Raw genomic sequence first — 23,601 nt, 5'->3', positions numbered from 1 at the left:
GATCAGAACCCGAAGCCCAGGCTGCCGTGGACCCAGAAGGGGTCGCCGGTCTCCGTGGGCGTGAGGGGAATCGCGGCGTCGAGCGCCACGCGTTCGACCCAGGGCAGGCGCACGCGCAGGCCCCATCCCACCGAGGTCGACCACGGACCGGTGTCGCCGCCGGCGTCGACGAAGCGGCCGGTGTCGACGAACAGGACGCCGTGCACGCGCGCGTCGGGAGCGCCGCGCGGCAGCAGTGGGGTGCGCCATTCCATGGACGCTGCCGCGATCGCGCGGGCGCCGCGGCCGCCGCTCAGGCTGGCGTCGCGGAAGCCGCGCACGCTGCCCTGTCCGCCGAAGATCGGCCGCAGGTGATAGGGCGTCCCGGGATCGGTCCACGCCAGGTCCCCGCGGAAGGCCAGGGCCTGCTGGGCGGGCAGCGGGACGGCGGCGCGCAGCGCGGCGCGCGTGCGGACGAAGGTCGTGCCGGAGTCGGGTTCGGAGACGGTCGCGCGGAGCAGCGTCCACAGACCGCGGCGCCAGGGCTGGGCGTGATCGCGGCGGTCGAGCGTGAGGTCGAGGCGGAGGTCGGAGAACTCCTCCTGGCGCCCGAAGGGTCCCACCAGTCCGGGCGCCGGATCGCGGCGCTCGCCCTCCTCCTGGGTCAGGTCCTGGGGATCGGCCGCCGAGCGTCCGAGCCACAGTGTCAACGCGGTGGAACGGGTCGGGTGCACTCTTGCACCGATGTGCACATGACGACGTCCGATCTCCTGCGTGTAGAAGCGGTCGTCGTCGAACACGTTCCACTGCTCGGCACCGCCCGAGGCGTCCAGCAGGAGACCCACGCCGCTTCCGCCCACCCGGCGCGCTTCGATCTCGAGCCGCAATGCACTGCGGCGTCGACCGAACTGGAAGTTCAGCCGCGCCGTGCTGGCCGGACCGATCAGGTGGTGGGCGCGCAGACCGACCAGGTTCAGGTACCAGTCGTCGAGCGGGTCGTGGCCGAAGCCGGTCTCGAGGCGCACGCCGTCGTCGAGCTCGCCCTCGACGCGCAGGACCAGCGTGCCGGGTTCCGATCCCGGGCGGGTGTAGACCTCCACGCGTTCGTACCAGCCCGAGCGGGCGATCGTGCGGCGCGCGGCGCGCAGGTCGGCGGCGTCGATCGCCTGCCCCGGCCACAGACCGACCAGGTCGCCCAGGGCGGGGGCGAGGCCGGGCCGGTCGGGCATCGACTCGATCGCCTCGAGGCGTAGGGCGCGGTCGGGTTGCGCGGCGGCGGGGAGAACGGCGCCCACGAGCGTGCACACCACCCCGAGGCACACCAGCAGGGCGGTCCATGCGCGGGTGTCGGAAACCGGGGAATGCCGTCGGGATCTTCGCATGTCCGTCCCGGATCCAAGGACCGTGCCCGTTCGTCCTCGCCCGGTGACACCCGTAAACCCCTCGGAACAGGCGGCCTGCGAGTGTCACCTCGACGAGACGGGTGTGCCGGATCGGCACACTGTGCCCGATGGGCTCGTGCAGTGTCGAGCACGGACACGCGGGACGACCCGCAGTTGCGACGCCTCGCACCCCGCGGCTAGACTCGCAGGTCCTCTGCCCGTCGTCCCGCACCCGGACCGCCGATCATGTCCAGCCGCGTCGAGAGGATCGCCGACGATCGGCGTCTGTGGACGGCGCTCGTCGTCCTCGCCCTGCTCCTGCGCGTGGTGGCGTGGCTCGAGCGCAGCGGCCGTGCCACGCTCACCGCCATGCTCGACACGCAGCTCTACCGCGCCATGGCCGACGCCCTGGTCGACGGCGGCTTCGTGCTCGATCGCGCCTTCTTCATGAGCCCGCTCTATCCGTACGTGCTGGCCCTCGTGGAGCGGCCCCTGGGACCGGGCGCGGTGATCGTCGGACAGAGCGTGCTCGGTGTGGCCGCCCTGCTCGTGCTCGCCCGCGCCGCGCGGGAACTGGCGGGACCGGTGACCGGCGCGGCAACGCTGCTGCTCGGCGCCGCCACGCCGCCCTTGATCCTGTACGACACCTCGCTGCTGCCCGACGGCCCGGCCGCGGCCTGCACCGCGATCGCCGTGGCCGGCGTGATTCTGCGCGAACCCTGGGGCCGACGCGCGCTGTGGATGGCGGGCATGGCGCTGGGCGTCGGCATCGCGCTGCGTTCCAACCTGCTGCTGCTGTGGCTGCTGCTCGGTCTGGGCGTGGTGTGGTCGCTGCGCACCGATCGCCGCCTGGCGCTGCATTCGGCGCTGGCCCTGCTCGCGCCCGGACTCGTGGCCATGGTCCTGCTGTCGGCCCACAACCTGGCCGCCGAGGGACTCTGGCAACCGCGCTCCTACAACGGCGGCCTGAACCTGTACGTGGGCAACAATCCCGCGGCCGAGGGCACGTACACGAACGTGCAGGAGGTCCATCCCGGCGATCCCACCGGACAGGAGGCCGCCCAGCGCGCGCGGGGGCGCACGCTGAACAGTGCCGAGGTCGAGGCCTTCTGGCGCGAGCGCGCGGTGGAGTTCCTGGTGTCCGATCCCGGCCGGGCCGTGCAGCTCGCGCTGACGCGGGCCGTGTTGTTCGTCCATCCGTTCTCGATGCCGCAGATGGAGGACGCCGCGTTGGCGGCCCGCGAGTCGCGCGTGCTCGCGTGGGCGCCCTTCGGCTTCGGTGTGGTGCTGGGCCTGGCCGTGCTCGGTGCGTGGCAACCGCTCGTGCGCATGCGGCGGCCCCGATGGCCGCTGGTCGTGCTCGTGCTGATGGCCTTCGCGGTGGGCGTGGTGTTCTTCGTGAACGGTCGTCTGCGCCTGGCCGTGTGGCCGGCGCTGCTGGTGTTCGCCGGCAGTGGAATCCACCAACTCGTGGTGGCCTACGTGCAACGTCGCCTGCGGCCGCTGTTCGCGCCGCTGCTCGTGGTGCTGCTGCTGCGCGCGGGAACGCTCCTGTTTCCCGTGCACGAGACCTACCGCCACGCCATGTCGGCGGCGCGCTACGCGTCGATCGAGGCGACGCACGGCAACGAACGGCTCGCGCGGGAGTGGCTGCTGGTGATGGATGCCATCATGAACGAACCGGCGCGCTTCGGCGACGGACGGGCCATCGACGCCAGCTACGCCGAGAAGCCCGACGCCGAAGTGATGCTGCGCCTCGAACGCGCCGTGGCGCTCTACACCGTGGGCGACGACCGGGCGGCGCTCGAGGTGCTGCTCGACGTGCTCGGGCAGCGGCCGGGTCTGCGGCGGGCGATGCAGGTGCTCGCGGCGGTGACTGATCGGATGCAGCGGGCAGGAAGTGACGATCCGCGGCTACCGGAAGCGCGGGCGTTGTTGCGGGAACACGGCGGGAGCGGTCGCTCCTGACCTACACCGGCTGACGCGATCCCACGCCGTCCGACGTCGCCGCCGAAGCGACGTGGTTCTCCACCGTCTCCCGCAGCACCTCGAGACGGAACGGTTTCGAGAGGAAGCCGTCCATCCCCGCTTCGAGGCAGCGGTCGCGATCCCGGCGCATGGCGTTCGCGGTCATCGCGACGATCGGAACCTCCGACCACGGCTCCGCGCTCGCCCGGATGGCCTGCGCGGTCGCGATGCCGTCGAGCACGGGCATCTGCATGTCGAGCAGGACCAGGTCGAAGGTCTCGCGGGACAGCAGGTCGAGGGCGATGCGGCCGTGCTCGGCCGTCGATACGACGTGTCCCATCCGCTCGAGCATGCGCACGGCGATCTTCAGGTTCATGGGGTTGTCCTCGACCACGAGCACGTGCCGCGGTGCGGCCGCCGAGGAGTCCGTCGGCTCGACGTCGACGGACTGGTTCTCCTTCGGCAGTGGATCACACGCTTCGAGCGGGATCTCGAACCGGAAGCGGCTGCCCTCGCCGACTTCGCTCTCGACCTCGACGTGTCCGCCCATGCAGGCCACGAGGTGCGAGGAGATCGCGAGCCCGAGGCCGGTGCCCCCGAACTCCCGGGTGATGCTGTTGTCCTGCTGTTCGAAGCGACGGAAGATCCGCGCCAGGGCATCGCGCGGGATACCGATGCCGGTGTCGGTGACCGAGACGCGCAGCCACATGCGGTCGTCGCCGCGCGACGTGCGCTCGCAGTCGACGCGAACGCGGCCGGAGTTCGTGAACTTCAGCGCGTTGCCCACCAGGTTCAGCAACACCTGACGGATCCGGTGGGGGTCGCCGACCAGCGCGGCCGGAACGCTCGGGTCCACGTGCAGGCTCAGGTCCAGTCCCTTGTCGCGGGCGATCGCGTCGACCGACGCGAGGGAACGTTCGAACAGATCGCGGACGCCGAAGGTCGTCGCCTCGAGATGGAACGTTCCCGACTCGAGGCGCGAGAAGTCGAGCAGGTCGTTCACCAGGTGCAGCAGCGTGTCGGCGGAGTCGCGCGCGCCGTCGACGTACTCCCTCAGGGTCGTCGACGGGTCTTCCAGGACGGCCAGTTCCAGGTTGCCGAGGATCCCGTTCAACGGCGTGCGCAGCTCGTGGCTCATGTTCGCCACGAAGTCGCTCTTGGCGCGATTCGCCGCGTCGGCGTCGCGCGCCCGGCGGTCGGCCACGTCGGTGGCCTGGCGCAGCCGCTCCATCTCGAGCAGATGACAGGCCGGTTCGAGGACGGGAACCAGACGCTTCAACACGCGTGCGTGGCTGCGGTCGAAGCGAGCGCGACGGTGGCTGAAGAGAGCCACCAGCGCTCCCGCCTCGTCACTGCCGATCGCCAGGCACAGGGCCGACGCGAAGTTCCGGCGTTCGACGAGGGGCGCGAAGGCATCGCCGCGGGACAGGTCGAACTGGCGGACGGGGCGGCCGTGCTCCAGACGGGCGGGAAACGTGTCCTGCGCCCAGTCGACCGTGGTCAGATCGGGGTCGGTGGTGGCGAGCACCGTGGGCGCCTGTCCGGAGTCCATGCGCAGGCACACGCCCTCGGCGTCGCCGACGAAGTCGACCAGGATCCGAAGGATTCCCCCGAAGGCGCCCTCGGCGTCGTCGGCCGTTCGCACGCGGGCCAGACATTCGATGACGGTGTCCGACTCCACACGCGTCGCGTGCTCGCGCTCGAGGCGTCGTTGCAGCTCGACGATCTGCTCGCGCAGGTGTTCGGCCACGATGGTCGCTCCCCTACAGCGCTTCCTCGTCGCGGAACAGCACGACGGAGATCATGAGGTTGCCGTGGGCGTTCTGGTTGCCCACGTGACAGCCCTGCTCGCCGAAGGTGAACGAGCCGACGTAGGGAGCATGGTCGAGCGCTTCGTTCAGTTCGCCGACGACGCGGGGCATGCGGTCGGTGATGGTGAGCATGCAGCCCGCGCAGTAGATCACCAGGCCGCCGAGGACGTCCGCTCCGTCCGCATCGCCGGACTCGCGCGCCGAGCGGGCGACGCGGCCGGCGCGCTGCACGAGGTTCTCCTCGGATCCGGTCATCAGCACGAGTTCGCTGCCGACGGGGGCTTCGGTGAAGAGCGTCAGGCTTCCGTCCGCTTCGACCGAGCATGGATGCGACAGGGTGTAGAGCTCCAGGCCGGATTCGTCGTCGACGACCCGGCCGAGCGGCGCGAGCGAGGTCAGGCCGAGGACGTTGCCGCCGGCCTCGAGGACCTCGGAGATCGATCCCTCCGTCCACCGGTCGTAGACGTGCGCGGCGGGCTCGCCGTCGATCTGCTCGATCGTCCGGTCGTGGGCGCGCGTGACGGTGCCGCGGGTCGTCGTGGCGTCGTAGCCGCTGTGGAAGGCGAAGGACAACTCGACCGACGGGAACAGGACGCTGACGACGACGGCGTCGTCGTGACCGCCCGCTCCGTCGAGCTGGCTCCAGCCTCCGGCGACGGTGTCGTCGGCCGCGCTGCCTCCCGCCACGGGAACGTTCGCGCCCACGAGGTCGGCGATGCCGCGCAGCAGTTCCTCTTCGTGGCCCGGGGCGGCGCTCATCCAGATCAGCGCGGGCGGTTCGCCGTGGCGCCCGGCCCGTTCGAGGGCCGCGTCGACGGCGCGGGCCGCGGCGGCACGCGGGTCGTCGCCGATCACGGCGCTGCCGACGCCGTAGGCGCCTTCGGGGTCGTGGACGGCGAAGACGGCGAGCGAACTCGGTACATCGTCGTGCACGCCGTTCTCGGTCATGACCGCGCGACAGGACGAAGCGCCGTGGATCGCCCCGGGCGCGTTGCTCGCGGCGTGCAGGCGCCCGGCGATGTGGGTTGCGTCGTGGTGCTCGGTGTAGGAGACGAGCAACCAGTCGAACTCCGTCGACTGCTCGTCGTGCAGTGCGGCGAGGCACTCGTCGACCGCACGTGCGGTGTCGGCGGCGGTGGACGCGGCCGTCGCGCAGGCGAATCCGGTGGCTCTGCCCACTCGACGCGAGACCGGCGTCCGGGTGGTCATGGCGAACCTCTGGGGTTGGGCGTGTGTTCGCAGTGCGTATCGGCCCGGTGAGTCGGGAGGTTGAGAAGAATCCCGCGGGCGACGATCTGTTGGACATCGTTCGGGCTTGCTGATCTTGTCCCCGGCGCGACCTCCGCGGTGGCTTCGGGTACCCTGCGGATCCCGGGCCGAATGGGGGACCGACGATCGATGGAGCCATCATGGACTGGAATCTGCGAAACCACTTCGACGTCGACGGGCGGACGGTGGCCTGGGACTGCTGGGGTCGCGGTGCCCCGGTCGTTCTCCTTCACGGGACCCCGTGGTCGTCGTTCACCCTCCGCCGTCTGATCGGGGGCCTTGCGGCCGACCACGAGGTCTACACCTTCGATCTTCCAGGGTACGGGCAGTCGGACCAGCAGCCGGGTGATGTGTCGCTCGAGGTGCAGAACGGTGTCTTCGCGGCCTTGCTCGATCATTGGGGTCTGGACCGGCCGTCCGTGGTCGGCCACGACTTCGGCGGTGCGACGGCGCTGCGTACCCTGCTGCTGAATGAACGTACCGTCGCCTGGTCCTGATCGACGCCGTCGCCCTGGCGCCGTGGGGATCGCCCTTCTTCCGACACGTCCGCCGGCACGAAGAGGCCTTCCGCGGACTTCCGCCGTTCATCCACGAAGCGGTCGTCGAAGCCTATGCCCGCACTGCCGCGCACCGGCCGTTGTCGGCCGAGGCACTCGAGGGGATCTGCAGGCCATGGCGTGGGGAGCTGGGACAGCCTGCCTTCTACCGGCAGATCGCCCAGGCCGACCAGTCGGCGACCGACGAGGTCGAGTCACGGTACGGTGAGATCGACGTGCCCACCCTGATCCTGTGGGGCGAGCAGGATACGTGGATCCCGGTGACGAAGGCTCGAGAGCTGCAGGCGCGGATTCCCGGATCGCGGTTGGCAACGGTGGTCGATGCGGGGCGCCTGGTGATCGAGGAGGAGCCGGAGTTGCTCCTCGACGAGATCCGCAGTTTTCTCTCCGACGGCCGACGCAACGCACCACCACGAAACCCCCCACCGACACCGGCGAGGGGCTTCGTGTTGCTCCGGAAGGAGCGAACTGCCACGCGGACGCGAGCCGCGAACCCTAGTTGGGCTGGGGCGACGGGTCGTCGCCCACCGTGCCCGTCGCCGGGCCCTCGTCCTCGTCGGAGGCGTCGGCCGACTCGGCGTCATCGTCCACGCCCGACGAGGCGCGCTTCGGCTCGGGGGCCGAGCCCAGCGGCGGGAGTTCCTCGCCGCGAAGGATCAACAGCACGTCCTCGCCGTCGAGGGTCTCGCGTTCGAGCAGGGCCTTGGCCATGGTCTCGAGCTCGGGGTGGTTCTCCTCGAGGATGGTCCGCGCCCGCTCGTAGGCGTTCGAGATGATCCGGTGGACCTCTTCGTCGATCGCGATCGCGGTCTGCTCGGAGTAGTTGCGCTGCTGGTGCAGGTCGCGGCCCATGAACACGGGCTGGTCGCCCTGGCCGAACTGGATCGGACCCAGGCGATCGCTCATGCCCCAGCTGGTGACCATGTTCCGGGCGTAGGCGGTGGCCTTCTTGATGTCGTCGGCCGCGCCGGCGCCCACCTGCGGGTAGATCAGCGCCTCGGCCGCGCGTCCGCCCAGGAACACCGCGATGGCGTTGTCGGCGTCCGACCGGGTGATCTGGTACCTGTCCTCGGTCGGCAGCGTGAAGGTCAGACCCAGTGCCTGACCGCGCGGGATGATCGACACCTTGTGCACCGGGTCGTAGCCCTCGATGCTGGCCGCCACGATGGCGTGACCGCACTCGTGGTAGCTGGTGCGCTCGCGTTCGCTCTGCGGCATGACGCGGGCGCGGCGCTCGGGCCCCAGCATGACCCTTTCCTTGGCGTCCTCGAGGTCGAGCATCGTGACCTGTTCGTGGTTGCGCCGGGCCGCGAGCAGGGCGCCCTCGTTGACGAGGTTCGCCAGATCGGCACCACTCATGCCCGGCGTCCCGCGGGCGATCTTCTTGATGTCCACGTCGGGCGCGGCGTTCACCTTCCGCATGTGGACCTTCAGGATGCCCTCGCGACCGAGCAGGTCGGGCATGTCCACGGTGATCTGACGATCGAAACGGCCGGGGCGGAGCAGCGCGGGATCCAGTACGTCGGGACGGTTCGTAGCCGCGATGATGATGACACCCTCGTTGGTCTCGAAGCCGTCCATCTCCACCAGTAGCTGGTTCAGCGTCTGCTCGCGTTCATCGTGGCCGCCTCCGAGGCCTGCACCACGATGTCGCCCGACCGCGTCGATCTCGTCGATGAAGATCAAGCACGGTGCGTGCTTCTTGCCCTGCTCGAAGAGGTCGCGCACGCGGCTCGCGCCGACGCCCACGAACATCTCGACGAAGTCACTGCCGCTCATGGCGAAGAACGGAACGCCCGCTTCGCCGGCGACGGCCTTCGCCAGCAGGGTCTTGCCGGTGCCCGGAGGACCGACCAGCAGACCACCCTTGGGGATGCGTCCGCCGAGTCGCTGGAACTTCCGGGGCGACTTCAGGAACTCGATGATCTCCTCCAGGTCGACCTTGGCCTCGTCGGCCCCCGCCACGTCGGCGAAGGTCACCTGGGGACGATCGGCGTTGATCAGCTTGGCCTTGCTCTTGCCGAAGCTGAACGCGCGGTTGCCGCCCGACTGCATCTGCCGCAGCACGAACAGCCAGATGCCCAGGATCAACAGGAACGGCAACAGGTAGATGATGGTGTTCCAGATGCTCTCGCCGCTGTACTCCGCGACGATGTTCACATCGGGATTGGTCTCCTGGATCTTCGTGATCAGTTCGGGATCGGGGATCGGCAGGTTCGTCTTGAACTGCTCGACGTCCTGCGTGCGTCCGCTGACCAGGGGCAGGGTCTGCATCTCGCCCAGTCGGCCCTCGACCGCCTTGTTGTCGACGATCACCGCCTCGGCGATGTTGCCCTTCTCGACCTGCCGCATGAAGGTCGTGTAGCTGATCTCGGAGTTCGACTCGGACGGACGCAGCAGCAGCTGCAACCCGAGGAACACCATCAGGATCGCCACGATCCAGAAGCCGGCGGTGCGACCCGGCGGCATCGGCCGCTGGGGTCCCCCCGACGGGGGGCGCTTGTTGGGGCCCTTCTGACCCCGGCGATCACGCATCGGTCCGTTCATGGGACGCGATCCTTTCCGATCGAGTTCGGCCGTGGCGCGTGGGCCCACGGCCGGTGCCCGGATCTACGTGCCGCGGTCCGCGGACGGGACATCGTCCGCTTCCTCGACACGCAAGTGCCAGACCCAACGGGTCGTCGTTGCGATGTCCGCCGCGTCGCAGGCGTCGAGCCCGACGGCCCACACCACCCGCTCGCGATCGCAGACCACGAGTTGCCGCGAACGATCCTCTCTCGGGATTCCGTGTTCGCTGAGCAGGGTCGTGATCTTCCTGTGGCCGGCCCTTCCCCGCGGCTTCAGCCGATCTCCGGGCCGGATCGCGCGGAGCTCGAAGGGAGGACGGACACGGGTGGCATCGACGAACGTCGTCATGGGAGGCCCTGAAAAACTACACCCTCGGCCTCGGGTGGGCAAAAGCTCGGTCCGGAGCCTCGCCCGGTCGGGCCCGAGGGTGCCAGAGCCCGTGACGGACTGTTCGTCGGAAACCTTCATGAGGATGAGGCGATCCCGTTCGATCGCCAGACGACCCGCCCCGGGCAGCGACCAGCGCTGGCCGGCGTGGGCCCGTTCGATGAACCGTAGAACGTCCGAGACCCGGTCGGCGTTCCATTTCTGGTGTGAACCCGTTGGAAAAAGGTGTCTTGCGGCCGCCCGGAGGAGGGCCGAACGCAGTTCCGGAGCGGCTCCGAGGAAGCCCGCGCGGTCGAGGACCAAGGCTCCGTCGGGCCCGGTCCGCCGCAGCGACTCGAGTTTCTCTTCGACCAAGGCGTCGAGCAGGGCGACGTCGGCGGCCGCGTGGGCGCCCAGACGGCCGATCCGCTCGACCACACCGGGGTCGAAGGTCTCGATCAATTCAGGCAAAACATTGTGGCGCAACCGGTTGCGGGTGAGTTCGGTATCGGCGTTGGTCGGGTCCTCGCGCCAGGCGAGGCCGCGGGCGCGCAGGTGCGCGCGCAGGGCCTCGCGCCGGACGGCTCGCAGCGGGCGGATCCGCCGGCCGTCGACGGGTGCCACGCCGCGCAGACCGCGCAGGCCGGTGCCGCGACCCAGGGCCAGCAGCACGCTCTCGGCGTGGTCGTCGAGGTGGTGCGCGGTCGCGATCCGGTCGGCGCCGTGGCCGACCCGCACCCGTTCGAGGAAATCGTGGCGCGCCCGACGGCCGGCCGCCTCGATCCCGGCGCCGCTTTCGGCGGCCACCGCCGCCACGTCCACCCGCTCGGTGACCAGTTCGACGCCGCGCTCCGCGCACAGCGCCCGGCAGAATGCGACGTCCTGCCCGGAATCCGGGCGCAGGCCGTGGTCGAGGTGGGCGAGGGTCAGCCGCCAGCCGCACTCCGGCGCCAGCGTGTGCAGCGCGTCGAACAGCGCGACCGAGTCGGCCCCGCCGGACACGGCGACGACCACGTGGTCTCCCGGTGCGGGAGCTCCGTCGGCGGGCGCGAGCGCCCGGACGTGGGCGATCAGGTCGAAGGCGGTCAATCGCGTGGGCTGCCTCGGCGGTCCGGGACGACCGCTCTCGCCGGCGTGGGTGGAATTGGTGGCGGCGCAGGGATTCGAACCCCGGACACGCGGATTATGATTCCGCTGCTCTAACCGACTGAGCTACACCGCCCCCGGGCCGGTGCCCGCGAGCGTGGTGCAGGGGCCTGTTGTCGAGGCGGACCTGCTCGCGAGCGAGCAGCAACGTTAGACACGCCCCTGGCGGTTGTCAAACGCCCGCAGCGGCCGTCGCGGGTGGCGGCGGACCCGAGCCCGTGCCATTCTCCTGCGGTCGATTCGCCCGTCCCGAACCCGGTGCCGCCTCGCCATGACCACTCCGCGACGCTTCGAACGCTCCGACGCCCGGCCCGAACTGTTGTCCGGCCGGCGGGTGGCCGTGCTCGGGTACGGCAACCAGGGCCACGCCCACGCGCTGAACCTGCGCGACAGCGGGGTCGACGTCGTGGTCGGGGCGCGCCCAGGGGGCACGGGCGCCGCGAACGCAGCGCGCGACGGCTTCGAGGTCCTCGCTCCCGCCGAGGCGAGTGCGGTCGCCGACGTGATCATGCTGCTCGTTCCCGACGAGGTGCAGGCCCGAGTCTTCACCGAGGACGTTCTTCCCCGGTGGAAGGACGACGCCGTGGTCGCCTTCGGTCACGGCTACGCCCTCGCCTTCGAACGGGTGGTCCTGCCCGAGGGCCGGCGGGCCTTCCTGGTGGCACCCAAGGGACAGGGCCACGCCTTGCGCACCGCCTACCGCAACGGCGGCGGGCTGCCGTCGCTGATCGGCGTGGCCGGACCCGATCCCGACGACACGCTCGCCCTCGCGCTGGCCTACGCCGACGCCTGCGGCGCGCTGGCCGGCGGCGGATTCCTCTCTTCGTTCCGCGAAGAGGCCGTGTCCGACCAGTTCGGCGAGCAGGCCGTGCTGTGCGGTGGGCTGGTCGAACTGATCGTGGCCGCGTGGGAGACGCTGGTCGATCGCGGCCATTCGCCCGAGACGGCCTACTTCGAGTGCGTGCACGAGGTGAAGATCATCGTCGACCTGCTGTACACGCACGGGATCGAGGGCATGCGCGAGAAGATCTCGACCACGGCGGCCTACGGCGGCCTCCGCGCCGGGCGCCGCGTGATCGGCGACGCCAGCCGGCAGGCCATGCAGGACCTGCTCGACGACATCGAGTCGGGCCGCTTCGCCCGGGCCTTCGAGGACGACCAGCGCGACGGCGGCGCGTCGCTGCGCGAGGCGATCGATCGCGAGGCCGCCCACCCGCTCGTGGGAACCGGCCAGGCCCTGCGCGGGTTCCTGCAACGGTGCCGGCTCGATTCGTCGAGCGAGGCCGAATCCGACTGAACGATCCCGCAACACCGGAGTCCCACGTCATGGTGCGATCGTCGCTCCTCTTCCTGCTCGCCGTCGCCTCGCTGCTGGCGACCGGCTGTGGCAGCAGCATGCCGGCCCCCGACCGCGGCCTCTACTGGGCCTACACCGAAGAGCGCCTGGAGGCCGAGGGCTACCCCGACTTCAAGCACGAATTCTCGAGCCTCGAGTGGGGTGTGTTGTTCGACGACGAGGGCGTGACCTACGGCCCCCGCGCGTACTTCGTGAACCAGCAGCAGCAGGATCACCCGTACCTCACCGTGACCGACGAGTACCTCGAGTCGCGCTGGGTGCGCGTGCACGAGAGCACCTGTTGCGGGCCGGCGCTGATCGGCCACTACCTCGAGATCTGCGATCTCGCGTACGTGGAAGTGAGCGAGCAGCTGCGTATGGAGTCGCCGCCGAAGCTCACGGTGTTCGGTGCCGACGACGCCGACCACTGGCGTCGGTTGTCGGGGCGCGAGTTCTGGGTCACCCATCTCGTCGTGGGTCGCAGCGTCTTCGTGCAGCCGATCAGCATGATGTTCCGGCGTACGCTCGCCGGGCACGTGGCCTACGCCTCGATCGCCCAGGCCCTGCTCGACGAGAAGACCCACGGCCGCATTCCCATGTGGTTGCGCGAGGGCATCTCGAGCTACCTGTCCGAAGAAGGCTTCGAGCACCTGAGCTTCATGGCCGAGTTCCGCGCGCGTGACCTGCCCGTGCTCATGACGCCGGCCGAGGTCGAGCAGCACGTCTACCCGCTCGTCGATCGCGCCCAGGGACGCATCGCGCGCTACAACGCCTTCCTCATGGTGTGGCACCTGTCCGAGACCTGGGGATGGGATCGCGTGCAGGACCTGCTCGACATCGTCGAAGCGGGCGCACGGTTCGAGGACGCGGTCGAACAGGTCTACGGGGTCGACCCGGAGACCTGGCTGGCCGCGATCGACCCGACCGTCCGCGGAGAACCGACGCGCACGCGTCCCGGCCACACCAACTAGTCCCCGGAGAGATCCATGAGCATCCGCTGCCGTTTCGCACCGAGCCCCACCGGCACCCTGCACGTCGGAGGCGCGCGCACCGCGCTGTTCAACTGGCTGTACGCCCGGGCGCAGAAGGGCACCTTCGTACTGCGCATCGAGGACACCGACCAGGAGCGCAGCACCCGGGAGTCGCACCAGCAGATCCTGCGCGCCATGCAGTGGCTGGGGCTGGACTGGGACGAGGGTCCGGGAAAGGGCGGCGAGTACGGACCCTACGTGCAGAGCGAGCGCATGGACCTGTACCGCGAGCAGATCGACCGCCTGCTCGCCGAGGGCGTTCTGTACCGCGACTACTCCACGGCCGAGGAGGACGAAGCCCGGCGGAAGAAGCTCGAGGCCGAGGGCGTGCTCGGCCCGGCCGACTGGCCCTACCGCGACCTGTCCGACGACGAGCGCGCGAAGCTCGAGGCCCAGGGCCGCACCTCGACCATCCGCGTGCGCATGCCCGATGAGGGATCGATCAAGTGGACCGATCTGGTGAAGGGCGACATGGAGTTCGACTGCGCCGTGCTCGACGACTGGATCGCGGTGAAGAGCGACGGCTTTCCCACCTACAACTTCGCCTGCGTGATCGACGACGCGCTCATGGAGATCAGCCACGTGCTGCGCGGCGACGACCACGTGAGCAACACGCCGCGGCAGATCCACGTGTACAAGGCCATGGGCCGCCGCGTGCCGAAGTTCGGCCACATGCCGATGATCCTGGGCCCCGACAAGAAGCGCCTGAGCAAGCGCCACGGCGCGGCCAGTGTGGAGGAGTTCCGCGACCAGCACTGGCTGCCCGAGGCCGTGGTCAACTACCTGGCCCTGCTCGGCTGGTCGCCGGGCAACGACCAGGAGTTCTTCACGGTCGATCAGATCATCAAGAAGTTCTCGCTCAAGCGCCTGAACCACACCGCCGCGGTCTTCGACTACGAGAAGGCGCGCCATCTGAACGGCGAGCACATGAAGGCCATGGATCCGAAGCGCAAGGCCGAGCAGGCCTGGGCGATCCTGGCCGAGGCGGACGTGGTCGACGCCGACGACCGCGGTGGTCTGGAGACGCTGGGACGGTTGCTCGGACTGTTGGGCAACCGCTTCCGCCACTTCGACCGCACCGTGTCGCACCTGTCGAGCTACTTCAGTGACGACTACCCGGTCGATGCCGAGGGTGCGGCGCAGATCGACGACGCCGCCCGCGACCGGCTGCGGCGCCTGGCCGACACCTACGAGGCGGCCGAGACCTTCGATGCGGCGTCGGCCGAGGCCTCGCTGCGGGCGCTGGCCGAGGAGACCGAGGAGAAGCCGGGGGCGTACATCCACCCGGCCCGCTTCGCGATCAGCGGCAGCACCAGTGGCCCGAGCCTGTTCGATGCCATGGAGCTGCTCGGGCGCGAGCGGGTGGTCCGACGTCTGCGCGAGCCCAGACTGGCCTGAGAGGCCCCGCAGAGGCCGCACACGGCGGGAAAGGCCTTGCCAACCCCCCGCCGGGTGATTAACCCTTAGCGGCACTGCCCGGTCGTCTAATGGCAGGACAGCGGGTTCTGGTCCCGTATGTGGGGGTTCGAATCCTCCCCGGGCAACCATCCTCATCGAGTGCGGCGCGCGACCAGACGCGCCGTCACGACGTTGCGAGCTACCGCGGCAACGCCGTTTCGACGCCCCGGTCGGCCGACCGGGGCGTTCGCAGTTCCCACGCGGTCGCACGGAGCCATGGCCTACGACCTGACCGACGCCGACCTCGGACAGCTCGAGCAACGCGGGATCTCCCGCGAGGAGTTCGAACGCCAGCTGGAGTGCTTCCGGCGCGGGTTCCCGCCGCTCGAAGTGGTGGGACCGGCGACGCCGGACCATGGCATCGAGGTGATCGACGACGACGCCCGCCGCGCCGAACTCGTCGCCCGCGGCCGCGAGGCTTCGTCCGCCGGCCGGCTGATGAAGTTCGTGCCGGCCAGCGGGGCCGCCTCGCGCATGTTCAAGGCGCTGGCCGGTCGGCTGCAGGATCCGCGTCCGCTCGACCCGGCCGCGCTGGCCGAGGCCCGCGGCGGCAGCAGTGACGACGCGCTCGTGGCGCGTTTCTTCGACCGCTTCGACGACTTCGCCTTCGCCGCGCAGGTGCGCGACGCGGTGCGTGCCGCCGGTCACGAGCCCGAGCAGGTGCTCGACGGCGACGGCGATCGCCGCGTGGTCCTGCGCGTGCTGCTCGAGGACCTCGACTTCGCCGATCGGCCCAAGGGCCTGATCCCCTTCCATCGTACTCCCGACGGCGTACGCACGGCCTTCGAGGAGCAGCTCGACGAGACCTCGCAGGTCGTCGCCGATCGCGGCGGCCGGGGCCGCGTGCACTTCACCGTGCCCCCGGAGTTCTACGACGAGATCGAGCAGCACTGCGCCGCCGCGCGCACTCCGCACGAGGTCGGCTTCAGCGTGCAGTCGCCGTCGACGGACACCGTCGCGGTGGACCTGCGCGACCAGCCCCTGCGCGACGACGACGGCCGGCTGGTCTTCCGCCCCGGCGGCCACGGCGCGCTGATCGGCAATCTCGACGCCCTCCACGCCGACGTCGTGCTGATCAAGAACATCGACAACGTGGTCCCGCGGGAGCGCCGCGACGCCGTGGTCGAGAACCAGCACCTGCTCGCCGGCGTGTTGCTCGAGCGCCAGGCCGGCGCGCACGAGCTGTGGCGCAAGCTCCACGACGGGGTCGAGGTGCTCGACGAGGCCATGGACTTCGTCCAGAGCTGGTTGCACCGCACCCCGCCCGACCCGGTGCTCGAGGGTGGACCCGACTCGCGCCGGGCGTGGCTGTTCGACGTCCTGGCCAGGCCCCTGCGCGTGTGTGGGATGGTCCGCAACGAGGGCGAGCCCGGCGGCGGGCCCTTCCGCGTGCGCGCGGCCGACGGTGGCTTGAGCCTGCAGATCGTCGAGAGCAGCCAGGTCGACCACGACGATCCCGAGCAGGAGAAGCACTTCCGGGCCTCGACCCACTTCAACCCGGTGGACCTGGCCTGCGCCCTGCGCGATCCCGAGGGCCGGCCGCACGACCTGTCCCGCTTCGTCGACCCCGAGACCGGATTCATCGCAAAGAAGTCGAAAGATGGGGTCGACCTGAAGGCGCTGGAGCGCCCGGGCCTGTGGAACGGCGCCATGGCCCACTGGAACACCGTGTTCGTGGAGGTGCCGCTCGAGACCTTCAATCCGGTGAAGACGGTGGTCGACCTGCTGCGACCGGCCCACCAGCCGGGCTGATCGGAGTGCTTGCGACCAGCCCGGAGTTTTCTATACTGACCGACCCGCGGCGGGAGACCGCCGCGGGTGGCCTTGTGGCCCCTTCGTCTAGTGGCCTAGGACGCCGGGTTCTCAGTCCGGAAACAGGGGTTCGATTCCCCTAGGGGCTGCCACTCGAACGCGCCTCGATCCTGCGGATCGGGGCGCGTTCTGCGTTGTGTGCCGGGATCGGCTCCCGGAGCCGCCGCCGACGCGTACGGTCCACGACGTCCGGAGCGTCCCTCGGCCCCACCTTCCTGATCGCCACCGCGCCCCCCGCACGCTAGTCTGCGCCGCATGGACCGTGGCGCGTTGAACTCCTTCGACCTCTGGCTGCTCGGCCTGGCCGCGGTGCTGCTGTTCTTCGGCCTGGGCTCGAACTCGCTGCACGACCAGGACGAGGCGCGCTACGCACTCGTGCAGGAACACGTGCTCGCGACGGGCAACTGGATCGACTTCGAGATCCGAGGCGAGCCCTGGTTCAACAAGGCGCCGCTGCGGGTGTGGGCGAGTGCGGCGCTGGCCGCGGTCTTCGGCGTGAACGAGTGGACGGTGCGCCTGCCGTCGGCGGCCGCCGCGCTGGGGGCGGTGGCGGCGCTGATGTGGCTCGGCCGCCTGCTCTACGGCGTGTGGGCATCGCGGTGGGCCGCCCTCGTGCTGTTCACCTCGACCCAGTTCCTCTACCACCACTGCGGCCGCACCGGCGAGATGGACAGTACCCTGCTGCTGGTGTGGATCCTCGCCGTGGTCTTCGCGGTGAAGACGCGCGAGGACGCGCGATGGTGGATCGCCTCGCTCGCGTGCGTGGCGCTGGCCGGCATGGTCAAGCACGCCTTCTACGTGGTGCCGGTCGGCGGCGTGGCACTGGTGACGATCGTGGCCCTGGGGACGTGGCGCACGATCCCGGCCCGGGTGTGGGCGCTGGCGATCGCCGCCTTCGCGGTGGTGCTCGTTCCGTGGCACGCGGTGATGGCCGCGCGGCACGGGGCCGACTTCGTCGACACCTACTTCGGGCGCGAGGTCGCCGGACGCGTCGCCTTGCACGTGGAACGCGGGCACCGGTGGATGTTCTACCCCTCGGTGATCGAGGACGGTTTGTTCCCGTGGTCGTACCTGCTGCCCTTCGTGCTGCTGTGGCCACGCGGGCGCGGGCCGGCGCTGCCGCGGGCCGAGTGGATCCTGCTGGTGTGGGCGGTGCCCATGGTCGTGGGTCCGGCCCTCGCGCAGCTGGACCTCGGGTGGTACGCCCTGCCGGCGCTGCCGCCGTTGGCGCTCCTGCTCGGGCGGTGGCTGGCGTGGACCACGTTTCCGCCCTGGGTGGCACTGGCGAGCGGAGTGCTGCTGCTGCTGTCACCGTCGAACGTGCTCGAGTTCGACGCGCTGAACACGCGGGCGATCATGGGCATGATCGGCGCGCAGACTCTCGGTCTGCTGCGCGGTGCCGATCCGTGGTGGCCGCAACTGGCGGTGGGGTCGTTCGTCACGCTCGGTGCGCTGTGGCTGTGGCGGGCACCGGTGCGCGCGCGGCGCGGATGGCTGCTGCGCGCCTGGGCCCTGCTGGCCCTCGTGCACGCCTTCCTTCCCCTGCGCGACACCTTCGGGCGCACCGCGATCGACACGCTGGTCGAGCGGGTGGACGAACGCGGTCTGGAGCGCGATCGCTACGTGGCGCTGTTCGACGCAGTCGACGAGCTGAGCGATCTGTACGCCTACGCCCTGCGCGGCCTTCCTTCCCCGCCCGTCCCCGTGACGATCGGAGTGGACCCGCTGCCCGCGCGATCCGAGGCCGCCTGGTTGATCGGACCGGCCGCACTCGTGGAGCGCTTCGGGGATCCGCCCCCGCACCTGCGGGTCGAGGGGTGGGCGGCCCTGCCGCCCCGGGTGCCCGGTGCGGTGCCGCGGGGGACCGCTCCGCGCCGTGGGAGCGAGCGGTAGGATGAAGGCACGCCCCGAACGACGAAGGCCCGACACGTCCGTGCCGGGCCTTCCGTTCTTCCGTCGTCGATCGCCGTCAGTTCCACTTCAGCAGCAGCGACCGGGGGTCGAGCTCGAGGAACAGCGACGCGACGTCCTCGCTGTCGTGGTCCTTGATCAGCTGCAGGCGGACGTGGTCGCCGCTGGGCTCGAGCTTCACGATGACCGACAGGTACTCCTCGAAGCGGGCGATCTTGGTGGGAACGCCGCGCTCGTCGACCTCGTCCTCGCGCCGCGCGCGGCCACTCACCCAGAGTTCGCAGTCGTGGCGCTTGGCGATGTCCTTGAGTTCGAGCAGGTCGTCCTCGGTGGCCTGCGAGAAGCGCGGGTAGCCGTCGAGGACGATCACCTCGGGATCGAAGTGCATGTGCTCGTTGGCCATGACGATCCCGGCCTTGAGCTTCTCCAGGCTGAAGCTCTCGGCCATGTAGGTCTGGATCAGCCGGTGGCGCTCGACGTTCAGGTGCACCCGGTAGCGGTTGTCGAGCTCCATGCTGTCGGCCAGCACGTTGAAGATCTCGTCGTAGAAGGCGCGGACCTTCTCGACGGGATCGTCGATGTTGATGTGCAGGACCTTACGGTCGCGCATCAGGTCGTCGAGGGCGACGTCGACCAGGAACGCGGTCTTGCCGATGCCTGCGCGGCTCATCACGAGCCCGACGTTGCCCTTGCCCAGGCCCCCGTGGATCGAGCGCTCGAACACCCGCATGGGGCTGCGCTCGTTGACTTCCTTCTGGTACATCTCGGTCTCCTCCGTCCGGCTAGTTGCTGCCGGCGGCCTTCTTCTCGAGCCACTTCTCGCGGAGCTCTTCCGCGACCTCCGCGGGAGCGGTTCCGTACCGGGCGAATTCCATGGTGAACTCGGCCTTGCCCTGGGTGGCCGAGCGCAGAACGGTGGCGTAGCCGAACATCTCGCTCAACGGGACGTCGGCGTCGATACGAACGAAGCCGGCGTCCTCGGTGGTTCCGACCACCATGCCGCGACGCTGCATGAGCGTGCCCAGGATCTCGCCCTGGAACTCGGTGGGACCCTCCACCGACACGAGCATGATCGGCTCGAGGGCCACGGGCTTGCCCTTGAGGTAGAACTCGCGGAACGCACCCTTGGCCGCGGCCTGGAAGGCGTTGTCGCTCGAGTCCACCGCGTGGTAGTTCCCGTCGCTCAGCACGAACTTGAGGTTCACGACCGGGTAGCCGATGAACTCACCCTTGTCCATGCAGGACTTGAAGCCCTTCTCCACCGAACTGATGTACTCGCTGGGGATGTTGCCACCGGTGACCTTGTTCTCGAAGACGAAGTCGCCCTCGTCGACGGGTTCGATTCGCCCCTGGACCTTGCCGTACTGACCCGAGCCACCCGTTTGCTTCTTGTGCGTGTAGTCGAAGTCGATGGGCATGCTCATGGTCTCGCGGTAGGCCACCTGCGGACGGCCGGTCCGGACCTCGGCGTTGAACTCACGCTTCATGCGCTCGACGTAGACCTCGAGGTGCAGCTCGCCCATGCCGGCGATGATGGTGTCGTTCGTCTCTTCGTCGAGGTAGGTCCGGAAGGTCGGGTCTTCCTTCGTGAAGCGCTGCAGGGCCTTGCTCATGTTGGCCGAGGCCTTGTTGTCCTTCGGCTGCACGGCCAGCTTGATCACCGGCTCGGGCACGTGGATCGACGTCATGCTGGCGTTGATCGCACCATCGGTGAAGGTGTCGCCGCTGGCGCAGTCGACGCCGAACAGGGCGACGATGTCGCCGGCCGCGGCCTGCTCGATGTCTTCCATCTGATTGGCGTGCATACGAGCGAGGCGGCCCAGCTTGAGCTTCTGTCCCGTGCGCACGTTCACCATGGTGTCGCCCTTGTTCAGGGTGCCCTGGTAGATCCGCAGGTAGGTGAGCTGTCCGTAGGGGCTGACCTCGAGCTTGAACGCCAGGCTGAGCAGCGGCTTCTCCGGGTCGGGATCGACCACGAAGTCCTCGCCGGTGTCGATGCTGGTGGCCTGGTTCTCGACCTGGGTCGGGTCGGGCAGATAGTTCAACACGGCGTCGAGCAGCGGCTGCACGCCCTTGTTCTTGTAGGCACTGCCCATGAAGACCGGGGTCAGCTCACGGTTGAGCACACCCGTGCGCACCGCGTCGTGGATCAGCTCGGGCGTCACCTGGTCCTCGAGGATGGCCTCCATGAGTACTTCGCTGAACATGGAGACCGCGTCGAGCATGACCTCGCGGCGGGCCTCGGCCTCGGCCTTCAGCTCCGACGGGATCTCCTCCACGCGGAGCTTTTCTCCGGCGTCGCCGTCGAAGTACATGGCCTTCATCTCGACCAGATCGACCACGCCCACGTGGTCGGCCTCGAGGCCCACGGGGATCTGCATCATGACGGCGTTGTGGCCCAGCTTGTCTCGCAGCTGCTCGGTCACGCGTGCCGGATTGGCACCGCTGCGGTCGCACTTGTTGACGAACGCGATGCCCGGCACGCCGTAACGGCGCATCTGCCGGTCGACGGTGATCGACTGGCTCTGCACTCCGGCCACCGAGCACAAGACGAGGATCGCGCCGTCGAGCACGCGAAGCGAACGCTCGACCTCGATCGTGAAGTCGACGTGTCCGGGCGTGTCGATGATGTTGACGAAGTGGTTCTTCCATTCCGTGTGCGTCGCCGCCGACGCGATGGTGATCCCACGTTCACGCTCGAGCTCCATGGAGTCCATGGTGGCACCGACGCCGTCCTTGCCGCGGACCTCGTGGATCGCGTGGATGCGATTCGTGTAGAAGAGGACCCGCTCGGTGAGCGTGGTCTTGCCCGAGTCGATGTGGGCGCTGATGCCGATGTTCCGGATCCTCGAGAGATCCGTGATCGCCTTCGTGCTCACGGTGGTGCTCCTGCAGTACCCGCCGTTGGCGACGGGGTGGGGCGCGGGGCCCGTTGGGGAAGCCCCGCGGCGGCGCCTGGCGCGCCGCGCGGTTCTCCGCAGTACGTAAACCGGCGCAAGGTAGGGCGGATCACGGAATCGGCAAGACCCGGACCGGCCTCTTCATGCAGCTTTCACCGCCGGTCCCCGAGACCGAAGGGTCCCGATGGCCGGGTCGAGGGCGGTCGGGAGCCGGCGCGGAAACGAGGATTCGAGGGCGGGGGTTGCATCTCCGGCCCCGCCCGGCGGCGGTCGGACCGGGCCCCGGAAGGTCCGACCTCAGGCGACTTCGAGAGCGCGGGCCGCAGCCGCTTCGGCGTGGATCCTGGCCGTGTCGAAGGTCGGAATCGCCACGTCGGCGTCACCGCTGAGCAGGCCGATCTTCAACATGGGGCTCACTCCCGCGCCAGGACCTTGAACAGGGTTCCGCGGGTGAGGCGGTCGTCCACGTTCATGCCGTTGAGGATGGCCAGACCCTCGAGGTCGGCGATGAATTCGTTGTCGGGAATCGGATGCGCCACGGCCAGTTCGCGGAAGGTCCCGTCGCGGTCGGCCTGCACGACCTTCACGCGGATCGGTCGAACGTCGAGGAGTTCGGGATCGTTCAGGGCGGCGAAGCCGTCGGCCGGCGCGGCCAGGGTCGCCCGCCACTGCTGGAGCCCCGCCTCGCTGGTCAGACCGTGGAAGACCCACTGGCCACCGCCGTACGGGAAGAAGGTCGAGAGCACGACCTGCGTTCCCTGCTGTCCGCTCATCCGCACCAGCGTGCGCACGCCGCGATTGCCGGCGACGCTCACCGTGGACTGGTCGAGGAGGGTGGTTCCCTGCTGCCCGACGAAGGCGTTCGCCGCCTCGGTGGGGCTGGAGCCCTGTGCCGCCTGGAAGATCACCGCGGCCGCCTGGTCCGGCTCGACCATCACCACCTGTGACTTGCCGTTCTGCCGCTGCCAGCCGCGGGGGGTCGGGAAGCGGAAGCGCAGCTGCGGATGGACGAAGGTGTCGTCGAGGAAGTAGCCCTCGCGCGGATCCAGACCGAAGACCAGGCCGTCGATGGTGCGCAGGAAGCGGTCGCGCTGGGTGACGTAGTCACCGCTGGGCGTCTGCTGTTGCCGCGTCAGGTCGTTCACGGTGTTCCAGCGGTCGCCGGGATCGGGGTGGGTGCTCATCCAGCTCGGCAGACGGCCGTCCGGAGGGCTCAGCCGGTCGAGGGTCCGGAAGAACTCGGCCATGTCGTGGGTGTCGTAGCCGAGCGCGGTGGCGTACTCCACGCCCAGCCGGTCGCTCTGGCGCTCGTCGTCGCGGCCGTACTTCAGCAGGAGCAGCTGCGCCGCCTGTCCGGCGATGTCGGCGTACTGGGCGAAGGTCTCGCTCAACACCGAGCCCAGCCCGAGCCCGGCCCCCAGCAGGGTCTGCTGCGTGTAGCGTTGCACGCCGTGGCGGGCGGTGATGTGGCCGATCTCGTGACCCACCACGCCGGCCAGCGCGGCCTCGCTGTCCAGATAGGCCAGGATCCCGCGCGTGATGTAGACGTAGCCGCCCGGCAGGGCGAAGGCGTTCACGACGGGATCGTCGAGCACCCGGAAGGTGTACGGCAGGTCGGGCCGGTGACTGACCGGCACCATGCGCTGGCCGATGTCCTGGACGTAGTCGACGATCGCTTCGTCTTCGACCACGCCGTACTGCGCCACGATCGCCGGATCGCTCTCGTTTCCGAGCTGGATCTCCTGTTCCTTCGACAGCAGCGAGAGCTCGCGTTCGCCCGTCACCGGGTTCACCGCGCAGGCGGCGAAGATCCAGGACACGGACAGCAGCAGGGCGACGGAGCGGATGCGGACGAGTGACACGGTCGACCTCCCGAACGTGGACGTGGGCGCACGGTGGCCCGGAGCGCGAGAACCCTAGTCCGGTGATCGGAGGTCGACAAGAGGGGCGGGGACGAAAAAAGGCCCCGGGCACACTCGCCAGCTGCCCGGGGCCGAGCCATCGCCCGGGCGGGCAACGGCGGCGGCGCGGATCTCTCTCGCCATGATCCGGCCGCTGTCCGGTCCGTACGCCGCGTGGCGGTGAGTGTTTCGGCCTTGGGACGAGC

15 protein-coding genes, 3 tRNA genes and 1 pseudogene are annotated in these 23,601 nt (G+C 69.6%); 10 read left to right on the top strand and 9 right to left on the bottom strand.

Annotated elements, in window-relative coordinates; genetic code table 11:
* Positions 1-2 precede the first annotated feature (2 nt).
* Positions 3-1,361, bottom strand: coding sequence for a BamA/TamA family outer membrane protein (locus VKA86_16745; GenBank protein HKK72853.1), 1,359 nt, complete (start codon positions 1,359-1,361; stop codon positions 3-5).
* A 246-nt stretch (positions 1,362-1,607) separates the two neighbouring features.
* Between VKA86_16745 and VKA86_16740 the strand changes: the two genes are divergently transcribed.
* Positions 1,608-3,329 (top strand): hypothetical protein, encoded by a 1,722-nt coding sequence (locus VKA86_16740; GenBank protein ID HKK72852.1) that lies wholly within the window; start codon positions 1,608-1,610, stop codon positions 3,327-3,329.
* Position 3,330: 1 nt separating this feature from the next.
* Here VKA86_16740 and VKA86_16735 read toward each other — a convergent pair whose 3' ends face one another.
* Together VKA86_16735 and VKA86_16730 are read right to left on the bottom strand one after the other, a co-directional pair.
* Positions 3,331-5,079: an ATP-binding protein gene (locus VKA86_16735; protein HKK72851.1), complete on the bottom strand. Its 1,749-nt coding sequence runs from the start codon at positions 5,077-5,079 to the stop codon at positions 3,331-3,333.
* A 13-nt stretch (positions 5,080-5,092) separates the two neighbouring features.
* Positions 5,093-6,349 (bottom strand): FIST N-terminal domain-containing protein, encoded by a 1,257-nt coding sequence (locus VKA86_16730; GenBank protein HKK72850.1) that lies wholly within the window; start codon positions 6,347-6,349, stop codon positions 5,093-5,095.
* Between the two features lie 200 nt (positions 6,350-6,549).
* Here VKA86_16730 and VKA86_16725 point away from each other — a divergent pair, with 200 nt between their 5' ends.
* Positions 6,550-6,906 (top strand): alpha/beta fold hydrolase, encoded by a 357-nt coding sequence (locus VKA86_16725; GenBank protein HKK72849.1) that lies wholly within the window; start codon positions 6,550-6,552, stop codon positions 6,904-6,906.
* 275 nt (positions 6,907-7,181) lie between these two features.
* Positions 7,182-7,259, top strand: a pseudogene (locus tag VKA86_16720) (hypothetical protein).
* Between the two features lie 202 nt (positions 7,260-7,461).
* On the opposite strand, the gene ftsH reads toward VKA86_16720, so the two are convergent.
* The 3 genes from ftsH to VKA86_16705 form a co-directional block, all read right to left on the bottom strand.
* Positions 7,462-9,435 carry an ATP-dependent zinc metalloprotease FtsH gene (gene ftsH, locus VKA86_16715; protein ID HKK72848.1) on the bottom strand — a complete coding sequence of 658 codons (1,974 nt, stop codon included), beginning with the start codon at positions 9,433-9,435 and terminating at the stop codon, positions 7,462-7,464.
* 141 nt (positions 9,436-9,576) lie between these two features.
* Positions 9,577-10,989, bottom strand: coding sequence for a tRNA lysidine(34) synthetase TilS (tilS, locus tag VKA86_16710; GenBank protein HKK72847.1), 1,413 nt, complete (start codon positions 10,987-10,989; stop codon positions 9,577-9,579).
* Between the two features lie 56 nt (positions 10,990-11,045).
* Positions 11,046-11,122, bottom strand: a tRNA-Met gene (locus tag VKA86_16705).
* 195 nt (positions 11,123-11,317) lie between these two features.
* Here VKA86_16705 and ilvC point away from each other — a divergent pair.
* The 7 genes from ilvC (at position 11,318) to VKA86_16670 (ending at position 18,576) form a co-directional block, all read left to right on the top strand.
* The gene (gene ilvC / locus VKA86_16700) at positions 11,318-12,343 is read left to right on the top strand and encodes a ketol-acid reductoisomerase (protein HKK72846.1); all 1,026 of its coding nucleotides are present in this window, start codon (positions 11,318-11,320) and stop codon (positions 12,341-12,343) included.
* A 29-nt stretch (positions 12,344-12,372) separates the two neighbouring features.
* On the top strand, positions 12,373-13,353 hold the full coding sequence (locus tag VKA86_16695; GenBank protein HKK72845.1) for a hypothetical protein: 981 nt from the start codon (positions 12,373-12,375) through the stop codon (positions 13,351-13,353).
* A 15-nt stretch (positions 13,354-13,368) separates the two neighbouring features.
* Positions 13,369-14,811, top strand: coding sequence for a glutamate--tRNA ligase (gene gltX, locus VKA86_16690; protein ID HKK72844.1), 1,443 nt, complete (start codon positions 13,369-13,371; stop codon positions 14,809-14,811).
* Between the two features lie 75 nt (positions 14,812-14,886).
* Positions 14,887-14,960 (top strand) — tRNA-Gln (locus tag VKA86_16685).
* 127 nt (positions 14,961-15,087) lie between these two features.
* On the top strand, positions 15,088-16,623 hold the full coding sequence (locus VKA86_16680) for a DUF4301 family protein (protein ID HKK72843.1): 1,536 nt from the start codon (positions 15,088-15,090) through the stop codon (positions 16,621-16,623).
* Between the two features lie 76 nt (positions 16,624-16,699).
* A tRNA-Glu gene (locus VKA86_16675) sits at positions 16,700-16,775 on the top strand.
* Between the two features lie 163 nt (positions 16,776-16,938).
* A complete protein-coding gene (locus tag VKA86_16670) occupies positions 16,939-18,576 on the top strand; it encodes a glycosyltransferase family 39 protein (protein ID HKK72842.1) in 1,638 nt (545 codons plus the stop codon).
* Between the two features lie 76 nt (positions 18,577-18,652).
* On the opposite strand, the gene VKA86_16665 is transcribed toward VKA86_16670, so the two are convergent.
* The 3 genes from VKA86_16665 to VKA86_16655 form a co-directional block, all read right to left on the bottom strand.
* Positions 18,653-19,357 (bottom strand): hypothetical protein, encoded by a 705-nt coding sequence (locus tag VKA86_16665; protein HKK72841.1) that lies wholly within the window; start codon positions 19,355-19,357, stop codon positions 18,653-18,655.
* A 19-nt stretch (positions 19,358-19,376) separates the two neighbouring features.
* Positions 19,377-21,473 (bottom strand): elongation factor G, encoded by a 2,097-nt coding sequence (gene fusA, locus VKA86_16660; protein ID HKK72840.1) that lies wholly within the window; start codon positions 21,471-21,473, stop codon positions 19,377-19,379.
* A 434-nt stretch (positions 21,474-21,907) separates the two neighbouring features.
* A complete protein-coding gene (locus VKA86_16655; protein HKK72839.1) occupies positions 21,908-23,356 on the bottom strand; it encodes a M48 family metalloprotease in 1,449 nt (482 codons plus the stop codon).
* Between the last annotated feature and the right edge of the window lie 245 nt (positions 23,357-23,601).

The sequence above is a fragment of the Candidatus Krumholzibacteriia bacterium genome (assembly GCA_035268685.1).
Taxonomy (GTDB): domain Bacteria; phylum Krumholzibacteriota; class Krumholzibacteriia; order JAJRXK01; family JAJRXK01; genus JAJRXK01.
This window is presented reverse-complemented; position numbering and strand designations above follow the sequence as displayed.

What these genes read in the sequence shown, in the direction of transcription:
- VKA86_16745 (HKK72853.1), bottom strand. Translation starts at nt 1,361, where the DNA reads ATGCGAAGATCCCGACGGCATTCCCCGGTTTCCGACACCCGCGCATGG.
- VKA86_16740 (HKK72852.1), top strand. Translation starts at nt 1,608, where the DNA reads ATGTCCAGCCGCGTCGAGAGGATCGCCGACGATCGGCGTCTGTGGACG.
- VKA86_16730 (HKK72850.1), bottom strand. Translation starts at nt 6,349, where the DNA reads ATGACCACCCGGACGCCGGTCTCGCGTCGAGTGGGCAGAGCCACCGGA.
- VKA86_16725 (HKK72849.1), top strand. Translation starts at nt 6,550, where the DNA reads ATGGACTGGAATCTGCGAAACCACTTCGACGTCGACGGGCGGACGGTG.
- ftsH (HKK72848.1), bottom strand. Translation starts at nt 9,435, where the DNA reads ATGCCGCCGGGTCGCACCGCCGGCTTCTGGATCGTGGCGATCCTGATG.
- ilvC (HKK72846.1), top strand. Translation starts at nt 11,318, where the DNA reads ATGACCACTCCGCGACGCTTCGAACGCTCCGACGCCCGGCCCGAACTG.
- VKA86_16695 (HKK72845.1), top strand. Translation starts at nt 12,373, where the DNA reads ATGGTGCGATCGTCGCTCCTCTTCCTGCTCGCCGTCGCCTCGCTGCTG.
- gltX (HKK72844.1), top strand. Translation starts at nt 13,369, where the DNA reads ATGAGCATCCGCTGCCGTTTCGCACCGAGCCCCACCGGCACCCTGCAC.
- VKA86_16680 (HKK72843.1), top strand. Translation starts at nt 15,088, where the DNA reads ATGGCCTACGACCTGACCGACGCCGACCTCGGACAGCTCGAGCAACGC.
- VKA86_16670 (HKK72842.1), top strand. Translation starts at nt 16,939, where the DNA reads ATGGACCGTGGCGCGTTGAACTCCTTCGACCTCTGGCTGCTCGGCCTG.
- VKA86_16665 (HKK72841.1), bottom strand. Translation starts at nt 19,357, where the DNA reads ATGTACCAGAAGGAAGTCAACGAGCGCAGCCCCATGCGGGTGTTCGAG.